19 protein-coding genes are annotated in these 21118 nt (G+C 64.5%); 4 read left to right on the top strand and 15 right to left on the bottom strand.

Translation table 11 applies throughout. The features are described from left to right. Nucleotides 1-38: 38 nt before the first annotated feature. The 13 genes from OPV09_RS18830 to araD form a co-directional block, all read right to left on the bottom strand. Complete coding sequence (locus OPV09_RS18830) at nt 39-800, bottom strand: TSUP family transporter (RefSeq protein ID WP_338679092.1); 762 nt, start codon at nt 798-800, stop codon at nt 39-41. Nucleotides 801-807: 7 nt separating this feature from the next. Beyond that, nucleotides 808-2829, bottom strand: a complete 2022-nt coding sequence (locus OPV09_RS18825; RefSeq protein WP_338679091.1) for an alpha-glucosidase — start codon at nt 2827-2829, stop codon at nt 808-810. A gap of 82 nt (nt 2830-2911) precedes the next feature. Beyond that, the gene (locus OPV09_RS18820; protein WP_338679090.1) at nt 2912-4315 is read right to left on the bottom strand and encodes a porin; all 1404 of its coding nucleotides are present in this window, start codon (nt 4313-4315) and stop codon (nt 2912-2914) included. 65 nt (nt 4316-4380) lie between these two features. Beyond that, nucleotides 4381-5835 (bottom strand): NAD-dependent succinate-semialdehyde dehydrogenase, encoded by a 1455-nt coding sequence (locus OPV09_RS18815; protein ID WP_338679089.1) that lies wholly within the window; start codon nt 5833-5835, stop codon nt 4381-4383. 28 nt (nt 5836-5863) lie between these two features. Then, on the bottom strand, nt 5864-6652 hold the full coding sequence (locus OPV09_RS18810) for an SDR family oxidoreductase (RefSeq protein WP_338679088.1): 789 nt from the start codon (nt 6650-6652) through the stop codon (nt 5864-5866). Nucleotides 6653-6679: 27 nt separating this feature from the next. Beyond that, complete coding sequence (locus tag OPV09_RS18805) at nt 6680-7588, bottom strand: SMP-30/gluconolactonase/LRE family protein (protein ID WP_338679087.1); 909 nt, start codon at nt 7586-7588, stop codon at nt 6680-6682. Beyond that, nucleotides 7581-8468, bottom strand: coding sequence for an aldose 1-epimerase (locus OPV09_RS18800; protein ID WP_338679086.1), 888 nt, complete (start codon nt 8466-8468; stop codon nt 7581-7583). The genes OPV09_RS18805 and OPV09_RS18800 overlap by 8 nt, the downstream gene beginning before the upstream one ends. Nucleotides 8469-8476: 8 nt before the next feature. After that, nucleotides 8477-9307, bottom strand: a complete 831-nt coding sequence (locus OPV09_RS18795) for a carbohydrate ABC transporter permease (protein WP_034755232.1) — start codon at nt 9305-9307, stop codon at nt 8477-8479. Then, nucleotides 9304-10218 carry a carbohydrate ABC transporter permease gene (locus OPV09_RS18790; protein WP_034755235.1) on the bottom strand — a complete coding sequence of 305 codons (915 nt, stop codon included), beginning with the start codon at nt 10216-10218 and terminating at the stop codon, nt 9304-9306. The genes OPV09_RS18795 and OPV09_RS18790 overlap by 4 nt, the downstream gene beginning before the upstream one ends. Before the next feature lie 77 nt (nt 10219-10295). Further along, nucleotides 10296-11546, bottom strand: a complete 1251-nt coding sequence (locus OPV09_RS18785) for an ABC transporter substrate-binding protein (RefSeq protein WP_338679085.1) — start codon at nt 11544-11546, stop codon at nt 10296-10298. 48 nt (nt 11547-11594) lie between these two features. After that, nucleotides 11595-12698, bottom strand: coding sequence for a sn-glycerol-3-phosphate ABC transporter ATP-binding protein UgpC (locus tag OPV09_RS18780; RefSeq protein WP_338679084.1), 1104 nt, complete (start codon nt 12696-12698; stop codon nt 11595-11597). A 64-nt stretch (nt 12699-12762) separates the two neighbouring features. Next, nucleotides 12763-13575 (bottom strand): HpcH/HpaI aldolase family protein, encoded by an 813-nt coding sequence (locus tag OPV09_RS18775; protein WP_338679083.1) that lies wholly within the window; start codon nt 13573-13575, stop codon nt 12763-12765. A 44-nt stretch (nt 13576-13619) separates the two neighbouring features. Then, nucleotides 13620-15287 carry an L-arabinonate dehydratase gene (gene araD, locus OPV09_RS18770; protein ID WP_374106898.1) on the bottom strand — a complete coding sequence of 556 codons (1668 nt, stop codon included), beginning with the start codon at nt 15285-15287 and terminating at the stop codon, nt 13620-13622. Between the two features lie 395 nt (nt 15288-15682). Here araD and OPV09_RS18765 point away from each other — a divergent pair, with 395 nt between their 5' ends. Beyond that, entirely contained in the window at nt 15683-16717 is a 1035-nt protein-coding gene (locus tag OPV09_RS18765; RefSeq protein WP_338679082.1) for a LacI family DNA-binding transcriptional regulator, read from the top strand. Nucleotides 16718-16840: 123 nt separating this feature from the next. On the opposite strand, the gene OPV09_RS18760 is transcribed toward OPV09_RS18765, so the two are convergent. Next, complete coding sequence (locus OPV09_RS18760) at nt 16841-16984, bottom strand: hypothetical protein (RefSeq protein WP_175560450.1); 144 nt, start codon at nt 16982-16984, stop codon at nt 16841-16843. On the opposite strand from OPV09_RS18760, the gene OPV09_RS18755 reads away from it, so the two are divergent. Continuing rightward, nucleotides 16975-18564 carry an aspartate:alanine exchanger family transporter gene (locus tag OPV09_RS18755; protein WP_338679081.1) on the top strand — a complete coding sequence of 530 codons (1590 nt, stop codon included), beginning with the start codon at nt 16975-16977 and terminating at the stop codon, nt 18562-18564. The genes OPV09_RS18760 and OPV09_RS18755 overlap by 10 nt on opposite strands. A gap of 12 nt (nt 18565-18576) precedes the next feature. Here the strand turns inward: OPV09_RS18755 and OPV09_RS18750 are convergent, their stop codons facing one another. Continuing rightward, complete coding sequence (locus OPV09_RS18750) at nt 18577-19785, bottom strand: MFS transporter (RefSeq protein ID WP_338679080.1); 1209 nt, start codon at nt 19783-19785, stop codon at nt 18577-18579. A 156-nt stretch (nt 19786-19941) separates the two neighbouring features. On the opposite strand from OPV09_RS18750, the gene OPV09_RS18745 reads away from it, so the two are divergent. Continuing rightward, a complete protein-coding gene (locus OPV09_RS18745) occupies nt 19942-20529 on the top strand; it encodes a helix-turn-helix domain-containing protein (RefSeq protein WP_338679079.1) in 588 nt (195 codons plus the stop codon). A gap of 111 nt (nt 20530-20640) precedes the next feature. Continuing rightward, a complete protein-coding gene (locus OPV09_RS18740; RefSeq protein ID WP_338679078.1) occupies nt 20641-20991 on the top strand; it encodes a VOC family protein in 351 nt (116 codons plus the stop codon). Nucleotides 20992-21118 lie beyond the last annotated feature (127 nt).

The following is a 21118-nucleotide window of genomic DNA, read 5'->3' as shown; positions in this document are numbered from 1 at the left end:
ACTCGTCTGGTAAAAGTAAAAGAAAATTAAATGCCGTATCAGGCGAGCAGCGACAGCACGGGCGGCAGCACGAGGGCCAGGCCGGCGATCAGCAGCAACACGAAGACGGCGCGGCGCACGTGTTCGATGGGCAGGCGCGAAGGGTGGCGGCGCGCCAGCCACGTCAAGCCCATCACCAGCGGCAAGGCCTCGAGCGTCAGCCAGAATGCCGTCATGCTGAACTGGCCATGCGCCAGCACGAGGGCCAGGCGCAGCACGGCATTCGCGGCGAACAGCACGATCAGCGAATGGCGGATCATGTCGGCCGGCCATGGCTGGCGGTACAGGTGGTAGACCATGGGCGGGCCGGCGCTGGCGAACAGGCCACCCATCACGCCGGACACGCCGCTGAAGAACAGGAACGAGGGCAGGCTTGACTGCTGCGCACGCGCGCTGGCGCGCAGCACCAGCATAAAGGCGCAGATGACGATGGCGCAGCCGAGCAGGAAGCGCAGCACGCTCACCTGCTGCGCGCTGAACCAGCCCAGCAAAGCCACGCCCGCGCCCACGCCCAGCTGGCTGACGGCCAGCGAGGGGCCGAACACGGGCCAGGCCAGCTGCGGGCGCGTGCGGCCAAACGTGATGGCCGCGTTGACCAGCACCAGCACGCTGACCACGTTGGCGACGTCGCCCAGGCTGGCCAGGTGCAGCACGGCCGTCAGGCCCAGCAGGATCAGGCCAAACGCAAATCCCGTCAGGTTCTGCGCCACGCTGGCCAGCGCCACGCAGGCCAGGAACAGCAGGTGCGACGCCACGCTCATGCCAGGCTCATTTCGCCAGCGACAGGTAGAAGTCCTGCTGCGCGCAGCCGCGCCGCACGAAGACGGGCGGCTGGCCCAGCGGCGCATCGACTTCCACGCACTGGCCGCCGTCGAATGCCGTGCCGCTCCACAGGTGGATCCAGGCATCGCCTTGCGGCAGGTAGGCGCTCCAGCGCGCGGCGCCGGCCGCGTGCACGGGCGCCACCAGCAGGTCGGGGCCGAACAGGTACTGGTCCTGGATGGCGTAGGTGGCGCGGTCGTGTTCATAGTGCAGGAACAGTGGGCGCTGCAGCGGCAGGCCGCGCGCCACGGCCTCTTCGGCCAGGGCGCGGATGGTGGGCGCCAGCGCCACGTGCAGTCGCGTCATGCGGGCGAAGTGGCGGAACACGTTTTCATCCTGGTAGAACTGGAAGTTTTCGTCGGGACGGTTGCCTTCGTGCGTGCGCATCATCGATGTGAATACGGCCATCTCCGTCCAGCGCTGGAACAGTTCCGCCGTGCGCAGGTTGCCGAACAAGCTCGTATAGCCGCCGATATCGCTGTGGTGGTAGGCGTTGCCCAGGAGGCCAGACGACAGGGCGCCGCAGATCACCGTCTGCAAACCGTCATGGCGGCTGAAGTCGACCGACTGGTCGCCCGCCCACAGCAGCGGGCAGTGCGCCTGCACGCCCGTGTAGCCGGCGCGCATGAAGAAGGTGGCGTCGCCCGTCTTGCCGGCCCGTTCGATGGCGCGCGCATTGACCTCGGCCCACAGGGTCGGCCACGCGTTGTGCATCAGGCGCGCGTCGGCGCCATTGTGCAGGCGCAGGTCGATCGGCAGGTATTCGCCGAAATCGGCCATCCAGCCGGACAGGCCGAAGTCGAGCATCTCCTGGCGCAGGATGCGTTCCTCGAACCACAGCGCGGCGGCCGGATTGGTGAAGTCGACGACGCCGCAATCGAATTCGCCGAAGTCCACCAGGTAGGCGCCGCCATCGATGGCGGTCGCCAAAAAGCCCTGCTGCAGCGCTTCCTGGTACAGGGTGCCGTCGTTGCACAGATAGGGATTGACGTAGCCGAGGAAGCGGATGTCCTGCCTGGCCAGGTCGGCGATCCAGTTCTTCAGGTCGGGGTAGCGCTGCGGCTGCCAGCGCCAGTCCCAGAACAAGCGTTTGCCGAACGAGGTCTGGCGCAAGCCGACCCAGTCTTCGCACCACAGGGCGCTGACGGGCAAGCCGTGTTCCTGCGCCTGTGCGAGGATGGAGCGCGCGTGCTCTTCGCCGCCTTTCAGGCCCAGCATGGCGCCATTCTGCAGCCATGCTGGCAGCTGCGGCTGGCGGCCGAAGCGCTGCGAGACGACGCCGACCAGGTCGACGAAGGTGTCGGCCAGCATGAATTCCAGGCGCTCTGGCATGGCCCAGAATTGCAGTTCGTGGAAATCGGGCTGGCGGAAATCGAAGTCCGCATACGCCGTCGTTTCCGCATGCAGGCAATAGCGCTGCGAAGAGATGAAGCTCGGTTGCGGATAATTCGTGTGGTAGTAGTCGCCGCCCGACTTGGACGTCACGTCCGCCTGCCATGTCAAATGCGTCGACTTGTCGCGGCCCACGCCCGGCTCCGACGTCCACAGGGGGAAGTGGCGGCCGCGCAGGTCGAAGTACGACATCTGCTCGCCGCAGCCCCAGACATGTTCGTCCTGTTCCGCCGGCAAGCGCAGCCACAGCCGGTTCCAGCCCGGCGCCGCGTAGCGCACCACCAGGTGCACGCCATGCGGCGTCGCTTGCACGGCCAGCACCAGTTGCGGTGCGTCGCCCGCATGGCGCGCAAAGCTCAGGGTGGCGGCGTCGTCCTCCTGCGTGACGGCCAGCGCGCGCAGGGCATTGCGCTCCTCGACGTAATCCTCGATCTCGAAATTACCTCGGTACATTTCCATGCTTTCGCGGCCCTGGCCGACGAACACGCATGGAGCAGCGGCACTGTGGCGCAGCAGCAAGCGGCCGGCGCAGCGCAGGGCGACGCTGTCATTTTCCTGGTGTAGTGTGTACTGCATGACGATCAACTCCTGTGAAAACCGGCCGCCGCATGGCGGGGCATGCGGGCGGGCCGGCGGTGCATCAACAATTAAGTACTAATTAAAAAACGAGGAACATGCCGGCGGTCAGCTCGACGGGACTGTAGCCGAAGTAGTTATTGTCCCCCCGGAACTGCAATACGCCCAGCTTGGCGTGGCTGTTGTTGGCGATGCGCGTGGCATAGGCATAGAACGACAGGGTAGGCTGGAAGTTGTACAGGTAGCCCAGCGAGTAGGCGGTCGACTTCGGTTTGCCCACGCCGTCGCCCGTGTTCGCGCCGAACGCGCCCCTGGCGTTGGCGCCGTCATAGCTGATGTGCGCCAGGCTGCCTTCGATGCGGTGCTTGCCGATGTCGTACGCGCCCGACACGCCGAAGGCGTCGGCCGCGTAGCCGCCCGCGTTCGACACGCGGTAGGAGGTGTAGGAGCCGCCCAAGGTAAAGTCGTTCCACTTGTAGCGCGCGCCGACGATGTCCGTGACCTGGTTGCGCTTGATGAAGTTCGGCGTGCCGGCCGTGCTGATGTCGTTGCTCTGCTGGTAATCCATGTGCGCATAGCCGAGGAACAGATCGCCCTTTTTGTACAGCACGTTGGCGGCCCAGCTGCGGCCATCGTTTTCCAGGTCGGTGGCGGAAGACGCCTGCTGGCCGGCCGAATACGATACCTCGGCCGAGATATTGTTCCAGGTGGGGCTGCGGTAGCGCAGCGCGTTGCCGTAGAACAGGGCCGTGCCCGAGTTGTTGCCGGCCAGGCTAGTCGTCTTGCTGGCGTTGCCCGTCACGGGGTCTTTCAGGTAGCGGCCCAGCGATTCGGGGCGCGTGAGCGAGAACAGGGCGCTGAAATCGTTGGCGCCATAGTTGTGCGCCGAGGCCAGGTCGGCACCCAGCGAAACCCAGAATGGCGCCATGTACATGGTGCCGCCTTCGATCGAGCCCCAGGTGGTCGAGGCAAAGCCGACGGTGGAGCCGCGGTTGAACAGCACGGACGAGGTGGTGTTGTTTTGCGTGCCGCCGCCCGCATTGCCGTTGAACAGGTTCAAACCCGTCTCGACGCCGAAGATGGCCTTGTATTCATCGCTGAAGACCCAGGCGCCCGTCAGGCCCAGACGGCTGGCCATCTCGCCCTGGTTCAGGCGATGGTTCGTCAGCTGGCGCCCGCTGGCATCCTTGCCGCGCGAGACCGTGTAGCCGATGTCGCCACGGCCGTACAGTTTCCAGTTGAAGCCGGTGACGGGTTTCACGGATGCCGCCGCTGGCGCTGCTGCCATGGCTGCGGCAGGTGCCGCTGCGGGTGCAGGCTGGGCCGCCTTCGCTTCCATCTGCGCTACCCGGTCCTGCAATTGGGCCAGCATGGCTTTCATGTCGCTCAGTTCGTCGGCGCGCGCGTTAGCGCTAACAAATGACGCCGAGAAAAGGGCGCCCGTGATGGCCGCGGCCAATGTGGTCTTGCGTAATGTCGTTTGCATGATCCTGTCTCCTGTGTTTTTATAGGTGTATTGTTGCTGATCCCTGCCTTGCCTACATTAAATAATCAAATCCCTCCCATGCACAAATATTTGATATCGAGGAAGTCGTCCATGCCGTAGTGCGAGCCTTCGCGGCCCATGCCCGAATGCTTGACGCCGCCGAATGGCGCCATTTCATTGGCGATCATGCCCGTGTTGATGCCGACCATGCCCACTTCCAGTTCTTCCGCCACGCGCCAGACCCTGCCCAGATCGCGGCTGTAGAAATAGCCGGCCAGGCCGAATTGCGTGGCATTGGCCATGGCGACGACTTCGTCTTCGCTGCCGAAGCGGAACAGGGGCGCCAGCGGGGCGAAGGTTTCCTCTGTGGCCACCAGCATGTCGCTGTTCGCTTCCAATACCACGCTGGGCTCGAAAAAGCTGCCGCCCAGCGCGTGGCGCTTGCCGCCGATGGCCAGCTTGCCGCCCTTGGACAGCGCGTCGGCGATATGCTGCTCGATCTTGCGCACGGCGTTTTCATCGATCAGCGGGCCTTGCGTGACGCCAGCGTCCAGGCCATTGCCCAGTTTCAGCTCGGCCACCTTGGCCACCAGGCGGGCGGCGAAGTCATCGTAGATGCTGTCCTGTACGTAGATGCGGTTGGCGCACACGCAGGTCTGGCCGCTGTTGCGGTATTTCGACATCAGCACGCCTTCGACGGCCGCGTCGATGTCGGCATCGTCGAAGACGATGAAGGGCGCGTTGCCGCCCAGTTCCAGCGACAGCTTCTTGATCGTGCCGGACGCTTCGCGCGACAGCCAGGCGCCCACTTCCGTCGATCCCGTAAACGTGATCTTGCGTACCAGGTCGTTGTGGCACAGTTCCGTGCCGATCGCTTGCGCCGCGCCCGTCACCACATTGAACACGCCGGGCGGCACGCCGGCGCGCAGCGCCAGTTCGCCCAGGGCCAGGGCCGACAGCGGCGTTTGCGACGCCGGTTTCAAGACCATGGCGCAGCCGGCCGCCAGGGCGGGGCCGGCCTTGCGCGTGATCATGCCGTTCGGGAAATTCCACGGCGTGATGGCCGCGCACACGCCGATCGGCTGCTTGATGACGACGATGCGCTTGTCGTTCGACGGCGGCGCGATGACGTCGCCATACGCGCGCTTGCCTTCCTCGGCAAACCACTCCAGGTAGGCCGCGTTCGAGACGATCTCGCCCTTCGCTTCGGCCAGCGACTTGCCTTGCTCGCTGGTGAGTATCAGCGCCAGGTCGTCGGCATGCTGCAAAATCAAGGCGTGCCAGGCGCGCAGCACCGTGGCGCGCGCCTTCACGGTCTGCTTGCGCCACAGCCGGAAGGCCGCATGCGAGGCGGCGATGGCGCGCCGCGTCTCGGCCGCACCCATGCGCGGCACGGTGGCGATGACTGCGCCCGTGGCCGGGTTGGTGACATCGATGGTGGCGCCGTCATCGGCGTCGCACCAGACGCCATCGATCAGGCATTGCTGTTTCAACAGGCTTGCGTCTTGCAGGTTCAACATGGGGTTCTCCTTGAATGGGTGATGCGGCTTAACCCGCGACAGATACTTGCGCGAGTCCCGCGTCGACGATGATGTTCTGGCCCGTGATGCCGTCCGAATCGTCGGCCGCGAGGAACAGGGCCGTGCGCGCCACGTGGCCTGCATCGAGCCGGTATTTCAGGCATTGCAGTTCGATGAAACGCCGGTCTTCTTCCGGATCGCGCCACAGGGCGGCCTGGCGATCCGTGGCGATGGCGCCCGGGGCGATGGCGTTGACGCGGATATTCTGTTCGCCCAGTTCGCGCGCCAGGGTGCGCGACAGGCCCGCGATGCCGGCCTTGGAGGTGGTGTAGCCGACCAGGTTGGGGCGCCCGCGCATCCATGAAATGGAGCCGAGGTTGATGATGGCGCCGCCGCCGGCGGCCGCCATGCCGGGCGCCACCTGCTGGATGGCGAACACATGGTGCTTGAGGTTCAGGGCCAGGCAGTTGTCCCAGTACTCGGGCGTCAGTTCGGCCAGGCTGTGGCGGTCGTCGCGGCCCGCGTTATTGAGCAGCACGCGGATGGCGCCGAAGCGCGCCTCGACGTCGGCCAGGCTGGCCTGGTAGGCGGCGATGTCGCGGATGTCGCTGTACACAAAATAGGGCGCATGGCGGCACAGGGGCGCCAGGCGCGTGGCCAGGGCGGCGCTGGCGTCGCGGTCGATGTCGCAAAAAGCCACTTGCGCGCCTTGCAGGGCGAAGTGTTCGACGAGCGCAGCGCCGATGCCGGAGCCGCCGCCGGAGACGAAGACCACGCGGTCCTGCAGGCTGGGGTAGAGAGTGATGTTGGCGTTCATGCTGTCCTCGGGGGCAAATTGTGGGGATCAATCCCGGTAAAGGGGTTCGGGGCGGCCGGCCACGTCCAGGCGCACGGCAAAGAGGCCGCCGGCCTGCGGCTGGTGCGCCAGTTCGTCGTCGCCTGCGCCTTCGCGCGCGCTGGTGATGTACAGGGTGCGCAGGTCGGCGCCGCCAAAGGCGATCATGGTGGGGCGCGTGACGGGTACGTGCACGACGCCGATGATTTCGCCCTGCGGCGAAAAGCGCAGCACCCGGCCGCCTTCGTATTGCGCGCTCCAGTAGCAGCCTTCGGCGTCCAATGCCGCGCCATCGGGACGGCCGCCATACACGGCTTCTTCACCCTTGACGGGAAGGCGCGCGAATACCTGGCGCTCGCCGACCTGGCCGCTGGCCGCGTCAAACGCGAAACGGTAGATCACGTGGTTCGGCGTGTCGGACTGGAACAGGGCTTTTCCATCTTCTGCGAAGGCCAGGCCGTTGCTGACCTTGACGCCGAAGCCTTGTTCCGGCCCCCAGCCCAGGCGCGTGGCGCCCCGTTCCAGGCAAAACATGGCGGCCAGTTCCGCCGTGCGCGGTTCGTACATGGCGCCGGCCCAGAAACGCCCGGCGCTGTCGCAGCGGCCGTCGTTGAAGCGCATGTCGCGGCTGTCGTACGGTGCATCGGCCAGCTTGTCGAGCAAGCCTTCCTGCGGATAGAAACGGTAGAAACCGTCGCGCAGGGCCGCCACCAGGCCGCCTTTTTCAGCCAGGGCGATGCAGCCCGGCTCGCACGGCACCCACCAGACGCGGTCGAGGTTTGTCGCCGGATCGTAGCGGTGCACACGGCGTCCGGCGATGTCGATCCAATATAAACACTGCTCGGCCACGCTCCACAGCGGGCATTCGCCCAGCTGGGCGCGCGCGTCGAGCACGAGTTCGGCTTGCCATTCACGCATGCTGTTTCTCCTCGATTGCCAGGCGCATGGCGATGTGCAGGCTTTCGCCGGGCGCCAGCAAGCGCATGCCCGTGCCCTGCGCGCCGCGCGCGGCCAGCGCAAACGCGTTATTCGCGTGCGTGACGGGTTCCAGCGCAATGAAGCTGCGCTCGTCGTTGGGCGCGAAGCACACGAGGTGGCCGCAATTGTCGCTGGCCGACAGGTGCACGGCATAGTCTCCGTAATCGAGGCTGGCGCGGCCCGTCCAGCCGCTGTAGCAATTGTCCGCCTGCCAGCCGGCCACCGGCTGCGGCGTGGCGAATGGCGATGCTTGCGCCACGGGGGCCAGACCGGCCGGCAAGTGGTCGTCGCCCATGCTCCACACGCCATCCCACTGCGTCTGCAGGCGCAGGCCAGGTGCCAGCGGAAAGTAGGGGTGAAAACCCAGGCCGGCGGGCATGGTGCGCGCGTCGTCATTACGCACCGATAAAGTCAGGCGCAGGCCGGCTTCGTCGAGCAGCACGGTTTGCTGCACCGTGCAGGCAAATGGCCAGTCCGCGTCGCCGCCATGCACGAGCAGCAGTTCGGCGCTGTGGGCCGTGCGCGCCGCCACATGCCAGGCGCGCTGCCAGCCGAAGCCGTGGATGCTGTGCGGCTCGGGCGGGAAGTTGGCGCGCAGCGCATGCGTCTGTTCCGGCGCCTGCAGCACGGCGTTGCCGATGCGGTTCGAATACGGCGCCAAGGGATAGCAGGCCATCTGCCGCACACCGGCGCTGGCCGGCGCGGCGCGCAGGATGTCGCGCCCGCGCCAGCGGAGCGCCGCCAGCGCTCCACCTGTGGCCGGGTGGACGTCGGCGCGGCAGTCGCCATGCGCGAGGGTGAAGGGAGGCTGGTGGTTCATTTTCAGCCTCAGCCCTTCAAGCCGCCCGAGGTCAGGCCGCTGACGACCTTTTCCTGGAAGATCACGATCAGCACGACGATGGGCACGATGGCCACCACCAGCGCCGCCGAAATGATCGGCCACGGGAAGGCGAACTCGCCCTGGTACAGCTGGATGCCGACGGGCAGGGTGCGGTATGCCACGGCCGAATTCATCGACAGCGCCAGCAGGAACTCGTCCCAGGAATTGACGAACGCGAGGATGGCGGCCGTCGCCACGCCAGGCGCGGCCAGCGGCAGCACGATGCGCCACAGGGCGCTCAGGCGGGTGCAGCCGTCGAGCATGGCCGCGTTCTCGATGTCGCGCGGGATATCCTGGAAAAAGCTCACCATCATCAGCGTGCAAATCGGCAGGTTCAGCACCGTGTACGGCAGCACGAGCGCCCAGTAGGAGTTCAGCAAGCCCAGGCTGCGCATGATCTCGAACAGCGGCACCATCAGGGTCACCAGCGGGAACATCGACACGCCGATGATGGCGGTGAGGATCAACCCGCGGAAGCGCAGGCGCAGGCGGGCGATCGCATAGGCGGCCAGCGCGCTGATGAACAGGCTGAGCAGGGTCGACAGGCCGGCCACGATCAGGCTGTTGGTCAGGAACGTCAGCAGCGGCTGGTCCTGGAAGGCCGAGATGAAATTGCCGATGGTCGGTTCGTGCGGCCAGTAGGTGATCGGCTTTTGCGTCAGTTCGCTCTCGGTTTTCAGTGAGGTGAACAAAATCCACAGGGCGGGGAAGACGCCGTTGAGGATGACGATCGCGGCGGCGAACCAGCGCAGGCGCTTCGATGAAAACAGGCCGCTCATTCTTTGTCTCCTCTTACATATTTCAGATATACGAACGTGGTGGCCATCGACAGCAGGAACATGAACACGGCCAGGGTCGAGCCATAACCCACATCAAGGTAGTCGACCGTATTGGACTGGATATACATGGCCAGGGTCTTGGTTTCGTCGCCAGGGCCAGGCATGTTGTACGGAATATCGAAGGACTGGATGGCCGTCAAGGTGCGGAAGATCAGCGCCACCAGCATCGATGGCACCAAGAGCGGCAGGGTCACTTCCGTAAATTGCTTCCACTTGCTGGCGCCGTCCACCTCGGCCGCTTCATACAGCGAGGCGGGAATGGTTTGCAGGCCGGCCAGCAAAATCAGGGCCATGAACGACGAGGTTTTCCAGATGGTCGTGATGCAGATGGCGGCCATCGTCAGCGCGGGCGAGTTGAACCAGATTTGCGGTTCCCAGCCCAGGCCGGGGATCAGCAGGTCGATGCGGCGGATGATGTCGTTCACCAGGCCGTATTCGCTGTGGAAGAACCAGGCGAAGATCAGGCCGACGAAGGCCAGCGGCAAGGCCCACGGCAGCAGCAGCGCCAGGCGCACGGGCCAGCGGTATTTGAACGGCATGTTGGCCAGCATGGCCAGGCCCAGGCCCGCCACCAGCGCGCCCGGCACGGTGACGACGGTGATGATGACGGTGTTTTTCAGCGACTTCCAGAACAGGCTGTCTTCCAGCGCCATCTTGTAGTTGTCCAGGCCCACGAAACTGGGCAGGCTGCCGCCGGACAGGCGGATGTCGAAAAAGCTGTTGTAGATCAGTTTGCTGACCGGGTAGGCCACGATCAGCAGTAAAAACAGAATCGCCGGCGTCAGCAGGACCCAGGCCAGCGTCGTTTCGCTGGGGTCCGTGATGCGGCTTTTCAGGGTGCGTTGCCTCATGATTTCCTCGTCTGTTGCGGTGTGCGTATGCGTGTGCCGCCCGGGCCGCCGCCGTGGCGGCACGGGCGCATGCGCGGTTAGCGCAGGATGCGCTTGACCCGGTTTTCGATCTCGGCCACGCCGGCCGCCGGCGTCTTCACGCCCGCCATCACGGCATTTGTATTGACGCGCACGGCTTCGGACACTTCGCTGTAGCGGGGCGTGACGGGGCGCGACCGGGCGCTTTGCACGACCGGCAGGGCATCGGCGAACCAGCCATTGACGGCCAGCACTTCCTTGTCCTGGTAGACGGATGGGTAGACGGGCAGGTTGGAGGCCTTGATGGCCAGCTGCTTCGACACTTCCGGGCTCGACAGCCAGCGCACCAGCTTGGCCGACGCTTCCTTGTTCTTCGAGAACGAAGACACGGCCCACTGCCAGCCGCCGATGCACGAGGCCGGTTTGCCGCCCGCCATGGCCGGCAGGCTGACGACTCCGACTTTATCCTTCACGCTGCTGTCGGCGCCATCCTGGAAGTGATTCCAGGCATAGCCCCAGTTGACGGCAAACAAGACGTTGCCGGCCTGGAATTCCTTGCGCGTATCGTCAGTGGCCACTTCGGCGATGTTCTTTTTCGCCACGCCCTGGTCGACCAGCTTGCGCCACATGGCCAGGCCCGCTTCCGCCTTGGGCTTGTCCAGGGTCAGCTTGCCGTTGGTGACCAGTTCGCCACCCTGGCTCCAGTACGGCAACAGGAAGGTGCAGACGGCGCCTTCGATGGCCTTGCCCTGGAAGCTGATGCCTTGCAATTCCGGATTCTTTTCGCCGGCCTGGATGGTGCGCGCCACGGTGGCCAGCTCATCCCAGGTTTTCGGCGCCGCCAGCTTGTACTTGGCCAGCAAGTCCTTGCGGTAGTAGAGGAACATGGCGTCGGCAAAGGCGGGCAGGGCCACGACCTTGTTGTCGACCATATTCGCCTGCTTGTAGGCGGGCAGGTACTGGCCCATGATCTTGTCGCGGTCGGCGCCCAGGTATTTATCCAGGCTTTCGATCCAGCCGGCCGACGCGTACTGGGCCGGGCGGATGATGTCGATCAGGAACACGTCCAGGGTGGTGTCGCCGGCCGACAGCACGGTGTTCAGGTATTTCTGCTGCAATTCGGAGGTGGCGCCGCCCGTTTCCAGGTCGATCTTGACGCCGGGATTGGCGGCCATGAACTTGGCGAACAGTTCGCGCATGACTTCGGGGCGCTCCTGGCCGCCGACAAAGACCTTGACGGTTTGCGCATGAACGCTGGTGGCGAGGACGAAGGTGGCGCCGAGCGCCAGGACGAGGGATTTGATACGCATGATGCTTGTCTCCTGTTTTTTGGAATGGGTATGCCGCTTGTGCGCGGCTTATCGGGATGGCAAAACCGCGCCGCCCTGCGGATCGAACAGATGGAATTTCTCCATGTCCAGCTGTACCGTGACTTGCTGCCCTGGCGCCAGCGCAAACGTGGGCGGCAGGCGTGCCGTCAATTCGCCGCCTTCGCACTGGAAGATGACGAGGGTTTCCGCGCCCAGCGGTTCGACCACCACGACTGTCGCGGCCAGGGCGGCGCTGGCGCTGCCGGCCGCTTCCAGGGTGATGTCTTCCGGGCGGATGCCGAATTCCACGGCGCGGCCATCGAGCTTGCCGCAGGCAGCCTGACGTTCGGCCGGCAGGGCCAGGCGGGCCGCGCCCAGCACGATTTCAGCCTGGCCGGCGCCATTGCGTGCCACCTTGGCGCCGAGGAAGTTCATCGGCGGCGAACCCGTGAAGCCGGCGACAAATTTCGACACGGGTTCGTTGTAGATCTGGTCCGGCGTGCCGACCTGCATGATGTTGCCACCGGACAGTACGACGATGCGTTCGGCCAGGGTCATCGCTTCGACCTGGTCATGCGTGACGTAAATGGTGGTGGCGCCGATGCGCTGGTGCAGCTTCTTGATTTCCGTGCGCATTTCCGAGCGCAGCAGGGCGTCCAGGTTCGACAGCGGTTCATCGAACAGGAACAGCTTGGCCTGGCGCACGATGGCGCGGCCCATGGCCACGCGCTGGCGCTGGCCGCCGGACAGGGCGCGCGGCTTGCGGTCGAGCAAGTGGTCGATTTTCAGGATGGCGGCGGCGGCGCGCACGCGCTGTTCGATTTCCGCCTTCGGAAACTTGCGCAGCTTCAAGCCAAAGCCCAGGTTGTCGAACACGGACTTGTGCGGATACAGCGCATAGTCCTGGAACACCATGGCGATGTCGCGCTCGCGCGGCGGCAAGTCGTTGACGACCTGTCCCTCGATGGAGATGGTGCCGCCCGTGATGGACTCGAGCCCCGCGACCATGCGCATCAGGGTGGATTTTCCACAACCCGAAGGGCCCACGAAGACGACGAATTCGCCTTGCTTGATTTCCAGGTCGATGCCATGAATGACTTCGACGCCGTTGTCGTACTTCTTGACGACCTTTTCCAGTTTTACACCTGACATGCTTGTCTCCAAAAGATGCGAATGACGCGTCTGAGCGCGCTGCGTGCGTTGCAACAGAAATAGATTAGTAGGCGCCCGTGTCGAGGGCTTTCGCCAGCGACGGTTTCAGGGCCGTGATAAAGGCATTGGCCTGGCGCATCATCATGCCCATGTCCGAGGCGATGGCCACGTAGTCATAGCCGTAACTAATGAAAGTGTGCACCATTTCCGGCGAGGGGCCGACAATGCCGATGGGTTTGCCAATGGCGCGGGCGCGGCGGGCCGCGTCAGCAATCGCCGCCTGCACTTCCGGGTGGCCGATATTGCCAATATGGCCCATCGCTGCCGACAGGTCGCCGGGTCCCACGAACAGGGCGTCGACGCCATCGACGGCGGCGATCTCTTCCAGTTGCGCCAGGGCGGCCGGCGTTTCCAGTTGGATAATCGAGAAGACGGCGCCGTTGGCGCGGGTGGCGTAGTCGGGTACGGTGCCATAGCGGCTGGCGCGGTGCATGGCGGCAAAGCCACGCGTGCCGGCAATAGCCTGGCCCGGCTGGGGATAGCGGGTGGCGGCCACGGCGCTACGGGCTTCTGCCGCGTTTTCCACGAACGGGAACATCAGGGTTTGCGCGCCGATGTCGAGCGCGCGCTTGATTTGCACGAGGTCGTTCCAGGCCAGGCGCACGACGGGGCAGGCCGGTGTGCCGCCCACTGCCTGCAGGATCTGGTAGGCGTCCTGGTAGTCGATGGGCACGTGTTCCATGTCCAGCACCAGCCAGTCGAAGCCGGCGCAGCCCATGGCTTCGGCCGTCACGGGCGTGCCGGCCATCAGCCAGCTGCCCAGCGGTACTGCTTTGTCCGCCAGCAAGGCGCGGAAGCGGTTGTCCAGGATATCCATATTTACTTTGTGCTCTCTCTATATGTGTAGGGAAGACGGCGGCGTCAGAAGATTGGCGGCTCGGGCGTGGCGGCGTTGCCCAGCAAAAAGTCCAGGTCGCAGCCCTGGTCGGCCTGCGTCACGTGCTCCATGTACAGCTTGGTGTAGCCGCGCGCATATTTTTGCGCCGGCACCTGCCATTCGGCGCGGCGGCGCGCCAGTTCCTCGTCCGTCACGTCCATGTTCAGGCTGCGTGCGGCGATGTCGAGTTCGATCATGTCGCCGTTGCGCACCAAAGCCAGCGGGCCGCCGACGGCCGCTTCGGGTGTCACGTGCAATACGCAGGTGCCGTAGTGGGTGCCGCTCATGCGCGCGTCGGAGATGCGCACCATGTCGCGAATGCCTTGCTGCAGCAGCTTTTTCGGCACGGGCAGATTGCCCCATTCCGGCATGCCGGGCGCGCCGATGGGGCCGCCGTTGCGCAGGATCAGGACCGTGTTTTCATCGATGTCCAGGTCGGGCGCGTGGATCTGCGCCAGCATCTCCGCGTTCGAGTCGAACACGAGGGCGCGTCCCCGGTGTTTGGCGAACTTCGGATTGGCGGCCGACGGCTTGATGACGGCGCCGCCAGGACACAGGTTGCCGCGCAGCACGGCCAGCGCCGCGCCGTCGGCCACCGGCTGCGACACCTTGCGGATCACGCTGTCGTCGAGGCAGACGGCGTCGGCGATGTTCTCGCCCAGGCTGCGGCCCGTGACCGTCAAGGCCGTCAAATCCAGCTGCTGCGCGATTTCCTTGAGCAGGGCCGGCATGCCGCCCGCATAGAAGAAATCTTCCATCAGCTTGTCGCCGGACGGGAACAGATTGGCGATGACCGGTACTTTTTGCGCCATCGCATCCATTTCATCGAGCGATAGGGCCAGGCCGGCGCGCCCGGCGATGGCGACCAGGTGGATGGCCGCATTGGTCGAGCCGCCGAGCGCCATGTAGGCGGCCACGCCGTTCGACAGCGCGGCGCGGGTGAAGAAGCGCGACGGCTTCAAGTCTTCCCACACCATGCCGACGATGCGCTCGCCGCATTGCGAAGCCATGCGCACGTGATTGGCGTCCATGGCGGGAATGCTGGTGGCGCCGGGCAAGGTAAAGCCCATCGCTTCGACGATGGACGTCATGGTGGACGCCGTGCCCATGGTGTTGCAGGTGCCGGGCGAGCGCGTCATCTTCGCTTCGAGCTTGATCCACTCGGGCTTGGCGATGTCGCCGGCCACGTAGTCGTCCCAGAATTTCTTGGTGTGCGTGCCCGCGCCCACGCTCTGGCCGCGGTAGCGGTCATTGAGCATGGGGCCGGCAGGGCAGAAGATGGCGGGGATATCCATGCTGATGGCGCCCATCAGCATGCCGGGCGTCGTCTTGTCGCAGCCGCCGAGCAGCACGGCGCCGTCGATCGGCAGCGAGCGCAGCAGTTCTTCCGTTTCCATGGCGAGGAAGTTGCGGTAGATCATGGTGGTGGGCTTGACCATCACTTCGCCCAAGGACAGGGCAGGCAGCTCGACGGGGAAACCGCCGGCCAGCAGGATGCCGCGCTTGACGGCTTCGGCCCGTTCGCGCAGGTGCGAGTGGCACGGCGACAGGTCGCTCCAGGTATTGATGATGGCGATGACGGGGCGGTCGAGGAATTCCTCGCGGCGCAAGCCCATCTGCTGCAGGCGCTGGCGGTGGGCGAACGAGCGCATGTCGTCTGGGGCCAGCCAGCGCTGGCTGCGCAGGGATTCCAGCGTGCGGCGGGAAGTAGCGGAGCTCAATGTGTGTCCTTTTCGGTTGCCTGGCGCGCTGCGTATGGCGTTCCAGTGCTGCTGTCTCGGGTCTTGCTTGCCGCCTTTGTTAGCGCTAACATTGCAAGTACAGCGAAATATAATTTGAATCGCAAGGGGCTGTCAACAGATTTAATGCAGGGTGCAGGCGCAAAGCCCTTACACTATCGGCATGATTTCATTGACGCCAAGTTCCAGGGTGGAATTTCTGCGGCCCAGCCGGTGAACCGTAGCGCAGCGGCGTTACGCCGGCATCCCCGTGCGCCCGGCCATGGCATGATGCGTGGTGATTACCGATTTTTGAGAAGGCAGTACCCATGAACGACCCAGTACGCAAGCGGCGCGGCCTCGGCCGCAGCACCGTGTTCGATGTGGCCAAATTGGCACAGACCTCGGCCATTTCCGTGTCGCGCTATTTCAAGGAACCGGACCGCGTGTCGCAGGAAACGCGTGACCGTATCAAGCGCGCCATCGACCAGCTCGGCTATATCCGCAACGAGGCGGCCGGCGGCCTGGCCTCGACCCAGGGCCGCATCGTGGGCGCCATCGTGCCCAGCGTGTCGAACTCCATCTTTGCGGAAACCATCCAGGGCTTGTCGACCACCTTGTCGCAGCACAATTACCAGTTGCTGCTGGCCACCCACGATTACTCGATCGAGACGGAAGAAAAGGTGGTGCGCGCCTTTCTCGGCTGGTCGCCGCGCGCGCTCGTGCTGACGGGCGCCGATCACAGCGCCGCCACGGAAACCTTGCTGGCGGGCTTGCAGATTCCCGTCATTGAAACGTGGGACATCCGCCCCGAGCGGCCGTATCCGCAGATCGGTTTTTCGCATATCGCCACGGGGCGCGACATGACCTTGTATTTGCACGGGCAAGGCTACCGGCGCATCGTCTACGTCGACAGCGGCATCGGCAGCGATTTCCGCGCGCGCAAGCGGGCCCAGGGGTATGAGGAAACCATGCGGCAGCTGGGTTTGCGTCCGGACATCGTGCAAGCGTCGGTGACGGCGCCGCTCGATGCGGGCGGGCAAGTGTTCAGCGAGCAAATGGCGCGTGCCGAGCGGCCCGATGCCCTGTTTTTTGCCAACGACAACATGGCGGCCGGTGCCATCTATGAAGCGGCGCGCCTCGGCATCCGTATTCCCGAGCAATGCGCGGTGGCGGGTTTCGGCGACTTCCCGTTCTCGGAAAAACTCATGCCGGCGCTGACGACGATACGCGTGCCCCGCTATGACATCGGCCGCCTGGCCGCGCAAGCGATCCTGCAGCGCCTGGGCGAAGTGGACGAGGGCGCCGCGCCACCGGCCTTGGCGCCGCTGCCTTACGAGCTGATCGCGCGTGCCAGCGCTTGAGATACCGTGCTTGCCGCAGATATTGATGAATCGTATTTCTATCATCACAACATGCAATTGGCTTGATATGCTGCGATGCGGCATCATGCACCTGTCTCCTCTACTTCCTCACAGGAATTAGATTCAGCCCGCTCCCGCAGCGGGCTTTTTTTTGCCTGTTTTTATGGCATAAAGCTGCGCACGCTTGCTTGCCATCATCGCCATCGTGTTGCTTTTGTGCATGCTAAACTGGGCCTTCCCCAGACCAAGGTTGTTCGATGCTTCCATTATTTCGCCACACGCTGGAGTCCACGCCGATCCTCGCCCTGTTTCTCGTCATCGGCGCCGGTTATGCGCTGGGGCGCATCAGCGTGTTCGGCTTTTCGCTGGGCGTGGGCGGTGTGCTGTTCGCGGGGCTGGCGCTGGGCGCCTTTGCTCCGGGTTCCGTGCCGCCGCCGATGGTCGGCTCCATCGGCTTGCTGCTGTTCCTGTATGGCATTGGCGTGCAGTACGGCGTGCAGTTTTTCGCCGGCTTGCGCGGCGCGGGGCAGAAACATAACCTGATCGCCTTCGTCGCCGTCATGGGTGGCCTGGGCGTGTCGATCTGGGGCGGACAGTGGATCGATATCTCGCTGCGCATGGCCAGCGGTGTGTTTGCCGGCGCCATGACCAGCACGGCCGCCTTGCAGGCGGCGCTGGAAGCGTCGCACGGCAATGGCGATGCGGCCGTCGGCTATGCGGTCGCGTATCCGTTCGGCGTCGTCGGCCCCATGCTGGGCCTGTACCTGGCCGGGCGCATCTTGAAACCCGTGCTGACGCCGCCGCCGGCGCCCATCGTCGTGTCCGAAATTACCATCGACGAAGCCAAACTGGCGGGCGCGGCCCTGTCCGAACTGGCCGATGGCCCCTTGGCGGGCGTGCAAGTGATCGGCGTGCGCCAGGGCCACCAGAACCGCTTGCCCGATCCTGGTCTTGTGCTTGGCGTGGGCGACGCGCTGATGGTGTCGGGCACGGTGGCGGGCGTGGAAGCGGCGCGCACGGCGCTGGGCCATTTGGACCCGGGTCGGCTGATGAAGGACCGCAGCGATTTCGACGGCACGGAAGTGTTCGTGTCAGACGCGGAAATCGTCGGCGTGCCCTTGGGCGAGTTGAACCTGGCAAAAGACTTTCCCCTGCAGATCGCCTTCATCCGCCGCGGCGACGCCATGATTTTGCCGCACCCCTTCCTGACCCTGGAATTTGGCGACAGGGTGATGGCCATCGCGCCGGCCAAACATGCGGCCGACGTGCGCAAGCTGTTCGGCAACTCCATCACGGCCACGGCCGAGTTCAGCTATGTCTCGCTGGGCATGGGCATGGTGCTGGGCGTGCTGCTGGGGTTGGTGCCGATTCCGTTGCCGTGGATAGGCTCGTTCAGCCTGGGCCTGGCCGGCGGGCCGCTGGTGATGGCGCTGATTTTGGGGCGCCTGGGCCGAGTCGGCAAGATCAGCTGGCGCTTGCCGCTGTCGGCCAACCTGGTGATGCGCAACTATGGCTTGACGATTTTCCTCGCTTCCGTCGGCATGGCCTCCGGCTTGCCCTTCGTGCAGCAAGTGGGCGCCGACGGCTTGCCCATGCTGGCGCTCGGTGCCGTGACGGTGCTGGTGGTGGTGGCGCTTGTCGTGATCCTTGGCAAGGTCTTCCTGCGCCTGCCATTCCCTGAACTGCTGGGCATCGCGGCTGGCGCCACCGGCAACCCGGCCGTGCTCGTGTTCGCCAACCGCCTGGCCAAGTCGGACCGGCCGAACCTCGGCTATGCGATGATTTTCCCCAGCATGACCATCGTCAAGATCGTCGCCGTGCAGGTGTTGCTGCACTTGTATGGCTGATGGCGGCTACCATCAATCCCTCGCTGCGCCAGGCCGTTTATTGGTTCCAGCAACGCTGATGCCAAACGACAGCAGCAAGGCGGCAGCGGCAAAGCCTGCGGCAAGCCACAGGTTGGCGGAGAGGCCCAGCCTGTCGACGGCTTGGCCACCGGTCCACGCCCCGAGCGCAATGCCGATATTGAAGACTCCCACGTACAGCGCGGCGACGATCTCCACGGCCCCGGGCGCCGCCTTCATCATCAAGGTCATCAGGCCGACCGATACGCCGCCGTAGGCCAGTCCCCAGGCCAGCAACACCACGCCGCCGCCGATGCCGGAGTCGCCGGCAGCCAGGAACAGCAGTGGCGTGAGCAGCAGGCCGCCCGAGATGGCGATGATGGTGGTCGCCGTGCGCCGCGCCGCGACGACACCGGCCAGGAAGTTTCCAATGATGCCCGTGAAGCCATAGGCAAACAGCAGTGCGCCCAGCCATTGCGCATCGAACCCCGACACGGACAGCAGTAGCGGGCGCACGAAGGTAAAGGCCATGAAATGGCTGCTCACCAGCAGCAGGGTCAGAAGCAGCCCCGCTTGCAACCGCCTGTTGCGCAGCTGTTGGCCGAATTGGCGCAAGGTCGTCGACGCGGCAGCGGGCAGGGCGGGAATGACGGCCAGGTGCAGCGCCAGTACCAAGCCGCTGAACAGCGCCATGACGCCGAAAGCCCAGCGCCATCCTGCAAGGTCGCCGATGTGTGCGCCTAGCGGCACGCCCAGTACGGAAGCGGCCGCCACGCCGCCGAAGATGACCGACGTTGCCAGGCCAACTGAGCGGTCAGGAACCAGGCGGGAAGCGAGGCCGCCGGCGATGGCCCAGATGCCGCCCATGCAGAAACCGACGAGAACACGGGCCGCCAGCATCCACGCCATGTTCTGCGCCAGGGCCGAGGCAATGTTCGCGATCACTAATAGCGTCAGCAAACCGCAGAGTATCTTGCGCCTGTCCAGGCGTCCCGATGCGAGCACGACCAGCGGCGCGAACAAGGCCGCCAGCAATGCGGGCAGCGAGATCATCAGGCCGGCCGTTCCCGTGGAGGTGCCCAGGGTGTCGGCAATCGGCGTCAGCAGGCCGACCGGCAGCATTTCCGTCGTCACGACGGAAAAAGTGGCCATGCCGACAGCGGTGACCGCCAGCCACGGGTGGCGGGCAGAAGTTTCTGCGGCAGCGCAGGAAGACGTACTCATGGTGCATATCCTTATGTGATCAGGCGATAAACGGGTGGGGCCCGCTTGCAATGGAAACACGCCGCAGCGATAATACATACATCGCGTATGAATAAAGTATATATACATACGCAGTGAATGTAAACAATCATACGCTACGTATGTAAGGAGAAAGCAATGGTTCGCCGCACCCGTGTGGAAATGGAAGAAACCCGCGCTTCACTGCTGGCCACCGCCCGCAAAGTGTTCAGCGAGCGCGGTTATGCCGACACTTCCATGGACGACCTCACCGCGCAGGCAGGGCTGACGCGTGGTGCGCTGTATCATCACTTCGGCGACAAGAAGGGTTTGCTGCTGGCGGTGGTGGAGCAGATCGATGCGGAAATGAATGGCCGCCTGCAGACCATCTCCGACAGCGCCGCAGACTTGTGGGAAGGCTTTCGCCATCGTTGCCGTGCCTATCTGGAGATGGCCCTGGAACCGGAAATTCAGCGCATCGTCTTGCGCGATGCAAGGGCGGTCCTGGGCGGCGCTTCCCCGGACTCGCAGCGCCATTGCCTCGAGTCGATGCAAGCGCTTATCCAGCAGCTGATTCAGCAAGGCATCGTGGCCGACGCTTGCCCGCAGGCACTGGCTTCGCTGATCTACGGCAGCCTGGCCGAAGCGGCGTTCTGGATCGCCGACGGCGATGAAGGCAATGCGCGCTTGGTAAAAGCAGTGGCGGCATTGGAATTGCTGTTACGCGGGCTTTTGCTGAAAAGGTAGTCGCGAAAAGTGCTAATCTCGCCAGTAGCGGACATGCCTGCAGAAGTCGATGACGATATTGAGCAGGGTGGGGGAATAGCGTCGAAGCTTATATTGATACGGAGGAAAACTATGCAAGTCACGCGTATCGTTGCAAATTTCCCGGCGTCGGATCCGGGCCTGGCGCGGACGTTTTACGAGGACGTGCTGGGCCTGAGCCTGTTGATGGACCATGGCTGGATCATGACGTATGGTTCGCAAGCCGAGATGAGCGTTCAAGTGAGCTTTGCGACGGAAGGCGGCTCGAACACTGCCGTGCCTGACCTTTCCATTGAAGTCGATGACGTGGATACCGCCTTCGAACGCATGTCCGGAGCAGGGTTTCCTATTGAATATGGCCCTGCCGATGAACCTTGGGGTGTCCGGCGTTTTTTCGTGCGCGACCCTTTCGGCAAGCTCATCAATATCCTGTCGCACACATAGACGCGGCGCCACGGCAGCCAGCCGATTCCACCCGCTTGCCTTGCCGCGCCAGCCATTGTAAAAGGCCTGGCGCCGCTCGCAATCTGTTGTACAATCCTTGAGAACGGTCGTGCTTTTTTGTGCGCTG

The sequence above is a fragment of the Janthinobacterium sp. TB1-E2 genome, from assembly GCF_036885605.1.
GTDB lineage: Bacteria > Pseudomonadota > Gammaproteobacteria > Burkholderiales > Burkholderiaceae_D > Janthinobacterium > Janthinobacterium aestuarii.
The sequence above is the reverse complement of the archived record's forward strand: the minus strand, read 5'-3'. Positions and strand labels throughout refer to the sequence as shown.